Here is a 5818-nt window from a genome sequence, read left to right as displayed (position 1 = left end):
GATCGCGGCGAACGACTGGTCGAGCTGCTCAAGCAGCCGCAATACCAGCCGTCACCCGTTGAGGAGCAGGTCATTTCGATCTTCCTCGGCACCGACGGACACCTCGACTCGGTCCCGGCCGAGGACGTGCATCGCTTCGAGACCGAGTTCCTCGACCACATCCGCGGGGCCGAGGACGGCATCCTGTCCGACATCAAGAAATCGCAGAAGCTCAGCGAAGAGACCGAGAAGAAGTTGGTCGACGCGATCAACGAGTTCAAAAAGGGCTTCGCGGCTACGGGCGGTGGATCGGTGGTGCGTGACGAGCACGTCGAACCCCTCGACGAAGACCAGGTAGCCAAAGAAGCAGTGCAGGTACACAAGCCGGCACCGCCGGAGCAGAAGAAGTAATCGAAGATGGCTGCCACACTTCGCGAACTGCGGGGTCGCATTCGTTCCGCCGGGTCGATCAAAAAGATCACCAAGGCGCAAGAGATGATCGCGACGTCGCGCATCGGCAAGGCACAGGCACGGCTGAAAGAGGCCCGGCCCTACACCGTCGAGATCACCCGCGTGCTCACCACGCTCGCGCAGGAGGCGGCTCTCGACCACCCACTGCTGGTCGAGAAGCCCTCACCGAAGCGGGTTGGCGTGCTGGTGGTCTCGTCGGACCGGGGTCTGTGCGGCGCGTACAACTCCGGCGCCTTTCGCAAGGCCGAGGAGCTTTTCTCGCGCCTGCGCGCAGACGGCAAGACTCCGGTGCTCTACACCGTTGGGCGTAAAGCGCAGGGCTATTTCAAGTTCCGCAACTGGGACATCAGCGAATCGTGGACCGGTTTCTCGGAGCGACCCAGCTACGAGGACGCCGCGAAGGTCGCCGAAACTCTGGTGAGTACCTTCTTGGCCGGCGCCGGCGACGACGAAGAGTCCAGCGACGAGTCCGGAGTCGACGAATTGCACATCGTCTACACCGAATTCAAGTCGATGATGTCGCAATCGGTCAAAGCGCACCGCATGGCCCCGATGGTCGTGGAATACATCGAGGACGACAACGAGCCCCACACGCTGTATTCATTCGAGCCGGATGCGACGACGCTGTTCGACGCGCTGCTGCCGCGTTACCTGACCACCCGCATCTACACGGCGCTGCTCGAGTCTGCCGCGTCAGAACTGGCGTCACGCCAGCGTGCGATGAAGTCGGCCAGCGACAACGCCGACGACCTCATTAAATCGCTCACGCTCGAAGCGAACCGCGAGCGGCAGGCCCAGATCACTCAGGAAATCAGCGAAATCGTCGGTGGCGCAAATGCGCTCGCCGACGCCAAATAGGCCCCATCAGGAAGCGAAGAGGATATGGCTGCTACCACTCAAAAGGCTGCGAAGTCGACGAACTCGAAGGGCAGCGACACCAACGGCCGCGTGGTGCGGATCACCGGACCCGTCGTCGACGTCGAATTCCCGCGCGGCTCCGTGCCGCAGTTGTTCAACGCCCTGCACGCCGAGATCACCTACAAGGAGCTGGCCAAGACGCTGACGCTTGAGGTTGCGCAGCACCTCGGCGACAACTTGGTCCGAACCATCTCGATGCAACCGACCGACGGACTGGTCCGCGGCGTCGAGGTGACCGACACCGGAAAGGCGATCTCCGTTCCGGTCGGCGACGGCGTCAAGGGCCACGTGTTCAACGCATTGGGCCATTGCCTGGACGAGCCAGGTTACGGAGAAGACTTCGATCACTGGGGGATTCACCGTAAGCCGCCGCCGTTCGACGAGCTGGAACCGCGCACCGAGATGCTCGAGACCGGCCTGAAGGTCGTCGACCTGCTGACTCCCTACGTGCGTGGTGGAAAGATCGCGCTGTTCGGCGGTGCGGGTGTGGGTAAGACCGTTCTGATCCAGGAGATGATCAACCGTATCGCCCGAAACTTCGGTGGTACTTCGGTGTTCGCCGGCGTCGGGGAGCGCACCCGTGAGGGCAACGACCTGTGGGTGGAGCTCGGTGAGGCCGACGTGCTCAAGGACACCGCTCTGGTGTTCGGTCAGATGGACGAGCCGCCCGGCACTCGTATGCGGGTCGCGTTGTCGGCGTTGACGATGGCCGAGTTCTTCCGCGATGAGCAGGGCCAGGACGTGTTGTTGTTCATCGACAACATCTTCCGGTTCACTCAGGCCGGTTCCGAGGTGTCGACACTGCTCGGCCGGATGCCGTCGGCGGTGGGTTACCAGCCCACGCTGGCCGACGAGATGGGTGAGCTGCAGGAGCGGATCACCTCGACCCGAGGCAAGTCCATCACCTCGATGCAAGCGGTGTACGTGCCCGCCGACGACTACACCGACCCCGCGCCGGCGACGACGTTCGCGCACTTGGACGCCACCACCGAGCTGTCCCGAAACGTGTTCTCCAAGGGTATTTTCCCCGCAGTGGACCCGTTGGCATCCAGCTCGACCATCCTGGACCCGGCGATCGTCGGCGACGAGCACTACCGAGTTGCGCAGGAAGTGATCCGGATTTTGCAGCGCTACAAGGACCTTCAGGACATCATCGCGATTCTGGGTATCGACGAGCTGTCCGAAGAGGACAAGCAGCAGGTCAATCGGGCGCGCCGGATCGAGCGGTTCCTCTCTCAGAACATGATGGCGGCAGAGCAGTTCACCGGCCAGCCAGGATCCACCGTTCCGCTGAAGGAAACCATCGAAGCGTTCGACAAGCTGGCCAAGGGCGATTTCGACCACATCCCCGAGCAGGCCTTCTTCCTTATCGGTGGGCTGGACGACCTGGCAAAGAAGGCCGAAAGCTTCGGCGCCAAGCTGTGATGTGTCGGCGGCGGAGACTGAGCGTGGAAGGGCAGGTGTGAAATGGCCGTGCTGAACGTGGAGATCGTCGCCGTCGACCGGAAAATCTGGTCGGGCGAGGCGACGTTCCTCTTCACGCGCACCACGGTGGGGGAGATCGGGATTCTGCCCAATCACATCCCGCTGGTTGCGCAGCTCGTCGACGACGCCATAGTCCGTGTCGAGCGTGAGGGCGAGGATGACCTCCGGGTCGCCATCGAAGGCGGCTTCCTGTCGATCACCGAGGAGAGTGTCAGCATCCTCGCCGAGTTCGCACAATTTGAATCGGAGATCGACGAGGCCGCGGCCAAACAGGATTCGGAGTCAGACGACCCGCGCATTGCCGCGAGGGGACGTGGCAGACTGCGCGCTGTCGGCGCGCTCGACTAGCGCACCGCGGCGATGAGCGCGCTCATGAGCGTGATGGTCACGCTCGTCGTCCTGCTGGGACTTGCGGTCGTCGCCTTGAGCTATCGCTTGTGGAAGCTGCGTCAAGGTGGGACGGCGGCGATCATGCGGGACATACCCGCGGTCGGGGGCCACGGTTGGCGCCACGGCGTAATTCGCTACCGCGGCGCGGATGCCGTGTTTTACCGACTGTCCAGCGTTCGGTTGTGGCCGGACCGCAAGCTCAATCGGCGTGGTGTGGAGGTCGTTTCTCGACGTCCACCGCGGGGTGACGAATTCGACATCATGACCGAAGAGATCATTGTGCTCGAGCTGCGCGATACCACCCAGGAGCGCAGGGCGGGTTACGAAATCGCGCTGGACCGAGGCGCATTGACGGCATTCCAGTCATGGTTGGAGTCACGTCCGTCGCCGCGAGCACGCCGCCGCACCACCTGATGTAAGGGCTTACTTCTTCGGCTGGTTGGATCGTCCGCCGCCGGGTTGCCACAGCACGTCGCCGTCAGGATTGACCACTCGGCACAAGATGAACAGCAAGTCCGACAGGCGGTTCAGGTACTTGGCGGGCAGCGGGCTGACGTCTGAAGGGTGCTCTTCGATGGCATCCCACGCCGAACGCTCAGCGCGTCGCGACACCGTGCGGGCGACGTGCAGCAGCGCCGAGAGCGCTGAACCACCAGGCAGCACAAAGGATTTGAGCGACGGCAGGCTCTCGTTGAATTCGTCGCACCAGGCTTCGAGCCGGTCGATGTAGGTCTGGGTGATGCGCAGCGGCGGATGCTTCGGGTTCTCCACCAGTGGGGTCGACAGATCCGCGCCGGCGTCGAACAGATCGTTCTGGATCTGTTTCAGTACTTCAGCTATCTGCGGCGTCGGGTTTCCCAGGGCGATCGCGGCGCCGATAGCCGCATTGGCCTCGTCGCAGTCGGCGTATGCCACCAGCCGCGTGTCGTTTTTGGAAACCCGTGAGAAATCGCTCAACCCCGTCGTTCCGTCGTCGCCAGTCCGGGTGTAGATGCGGGTCAGATGTACTGCCATGAATAAAAACGTACCGCTCCGACTTGGGCAGCCGACTGACAGGGCGAAACGGCTTCACTAAACTGTCCCGCGTGGCGGATCGTTTCGTGGTGACCGGTGGAAGTCGGTTGTCGGGCGAAGTCGCTGTTGGGGGAGCCAAGAACAGCGTTCTGAAGCTGATGGCGGCGACGCTGTTGGCCGAAGGCACCAGCACGATCACCAACTGTCCCGACATCCTCGATGTGCCGTTGATGGCGGAAGTGTTGCGTGGCCTGGGCGCCACTGTCGAATTGGCCGGCCCAACTGTGCGCATCACCTCGCCGGATGAGCCGAAATACGACGCCGACTTCGCCGCGGTGCGGCAGTTCCGGGCCTCAGTCTGCGTGCTCGGTCCCCTGGTCGGGCGGTGCAAGCGCGCCAAAGTCGCACTGCCAGGTGGTGACGCCATCGGTTCGCGTCCGCTGGACATGCATCAAGCGGGGCTGCGGCAACTAGGAGCCGTCTGCAATATCGAGCACGGCTGCGTCGTTGCTCAGGCAGATTCATTGCACGGCGCGGAAATTCAGCTGGAGTTTCCCTCGGTTGGGGCAACCGAGAACATCCTGATGGCTGCGGTGCTGGCCGAGGGTGTCACGACGATCCACAACGCGGCGCGCGAGCCCGACGTGGTTGACCTGTGCGCGATGTTGAACCAGATGGGCGCGCACGTCGAGGGCGCGGGTTCGCCGACGATGACGATTACCGGCGTGCCGCGGCTCTACCCGACGGAGCACCGCGTGATCGGCGACCGAATTGTGGCCGCCACGTGGGGTATTGCCGCCGCGATAACCCGCGGCGACGTCACCGTCACCGGGGTCGACCCGGCGCATCTCCAGGTTGTGCTGCACAAGCTGCACGATGCTGGCGCCACGGTTACTCAGACGGACGACAGTTTCCGGATTACCCAGTACGAGCGACCGAAGGCCGTCAACTTCGCGACGCTGCCGTTCCCCGGTTTCCCGACAGACCTGCAGCCGATGGCGATTGCGCTGGCGTCCATCGCCGACGGCACCTCGATGATCACCGAGAACGTGTTCGAAGCGCGTTTCCGGTTCGTCGAGGAGATGATCCGCCTAGGTGCCGATGCGCGCACCGACGGTCATCACGCCGTGGTCAGAGGTCTTCCTCAACTGTCGAGCGCGCCCGTGTGGTCCTCGGACATCCGGGCCGGCGCCGGACTGGTGCTTGCCGGCCTGGTGGCCGACGGCGACACCGAGGTGCACGACGTGTTTCACATCGACCGGGGCTACCCGTTGTTCGTGGAAAACCTGGCCAGTTTGGGCGCAGAGATAGAGCGCGTAGAGTAGGTCACTACATAACCAGCACGCCTGCTCTAGGGCATCGGACGTGCAGTTTGACGGCGCTTTTGCGATGGAGTACAGTAGCAGGGTTGCCCGAAAACGGGTGTTGTTTGAGAACTCAATAGTGTGTTTGGTGGTTTTGTTTTTGTTGTTGTTTTTTTGGGCTGCATTTGCGCTTCCCGTGTGTGGGTGTGGTCTTGTTTTTTTGTGATGCCAGTTTTTTGGTGTCTTTTTGTTGGGTT

At 62.7% G+C, this 5818-nt stretch carries 6 protein-coding genes and 1 pseudogene; 6 read left to right on the top strand and 1 reads right to left on the bottom strand.

The features are described from left to right. The 5 genes and pseudogenes from VGH54_RS19260 to VGH54_RS19240 all read left to right on the top strand — a co-directional run. Positions 1–390 (top strand): annotated as a pseudogene (locus VGH54_RS19260) (F0F1 ATP synthase subunit alpha); the annotation flags it as partial. 6 nt (positions 391–396) lie between these two features. Then, a complete protein-coding gene (locus VGH54_RS19255) occupies positions 397–1308 on the top strand; it encodes a F0F1 ATP synthase subunit gamma (RefSeq protein WP_331513672.1) in 912 nt (303 codons plus the stop codon). Positions 1309–1332: 24 nt separating this feature from the next. Beyond that, positions 1333–2793: a F0F1 ATP synthase subunit beta gene (atpD, locus tag VGH54_RS19250; RefSeq protein WP_331513671.1), complete on the top strand. Its 1461-nt coding sequence runs from the start codon at positions 1333–1335 to the stop codon at positions 2791–2793. A 42-nt stretch (positions 2794–2835) separates the two neighbouring features. Continuing rightward, complete coding sequence (locus VGH54_RS19245; RefSeq protein ID WP_331513670.1) at positions 2836–3201, top strand: F0F1 ATP synthase subunit epsilon; 366 nt, start codon at positions 2836–2838, stop codon at positions 3199–3201. Positions 3202–3213: 12 nt separating this feature from the next. After that, the gene (locus VGH54_RS19240; protein ID WP_331513669.1) at positions 3214–3657 is read left to right on the top strand and encodes a DUF2550 domain-containing protein; all 444 of its coding nucleotides are present in this window, start codon (positions 3214–3216) and stop codon (positions 3655–3657) included. 9 nt (positions 3658–3666) lie between these two features. Here VGH54_RS19240 and VGH54_RS19235 read toward each other — a convergent pair whose 3' ends face one another. Continuing rightward, entirely contained in the window at positions 3667–4257 is a 591-nt protein-coding gene (locus VGH54_RS19235) for a cob(I)yrinic acid a,c-diamide adenosyltransferase (RefSeq protein WP_331513668.1), read from the bottom strand. A gap of 71 nt (positions 4258–4328) precedes the next feature. Between VGH54_RS19235 and murA the strand changes: the two genes are divergently transcribed. Further along, on the top strand, positions 4329–5582 hold the full coding sequence (gene murA, locus VGH54_RS19230) for a UDP-N-acetylglucosamine 1-carboxyvinyltransferase (protein WP_331513667.1): 1254 nt from the start codon (positions 4329–4331) through the stop codon (positions 5580–5582). The last annotated feature ends 236 nt before the right edge of the window (positions 5583–5818 follow it).

Origin of the sequence: Mycobacterium sp., from assembly GCF_036488105.1 — a bacterium.
Lineage (GTDB): Bacteria > Actinomycetota > Actinomycetes > Mycobacteriales > Mycobacteriaceae > Mycobacterium.
Note: the sequence above shows the minus strand (reverse complement) of the source record. Positions and strands in the feature narration are given on the sequence as shown.

Excerpts from the sequence above, each read along its gene's own strand:
- VGH54_RS19255 (WP_331513672.1), top strand. The coding sequence starts at position 397 with ATGGCTGCCACACTTCGCGAACTGCGGGGTCGCATTCGTTCCGCCGGG.
- VGH54_RS19240 (WP_331513669.1), top strand. The coding sequence starts at position 3,214 with ATGAGCGCGCTCATGAGCGTGATGGTCACGCTCGTCGTCCTGCTGGGA.
- VGH54_RS19245 (WP_331513670.1), top strand. The coding sequence starts at position 2,836 with ATGGCCGTGCTGAACGTGGAGATCGTCGCCGTCGACCGGAAAATCTGG.
- VGH54_RS19235 (WP_331513668.1), bottom strand. The coding sequence starts at position 4,257 with ATGGCAGTACATCTGACCCGCATCTACACCCGGACTGGCGACGACGGA.
- atpD (WP_331513671.1), top strand. The coding sequence starts at position 1,333 with ATGGCTGCTACCACTCAAAAGGCTGCGAAGTCGACGAACTCGAAGGGC.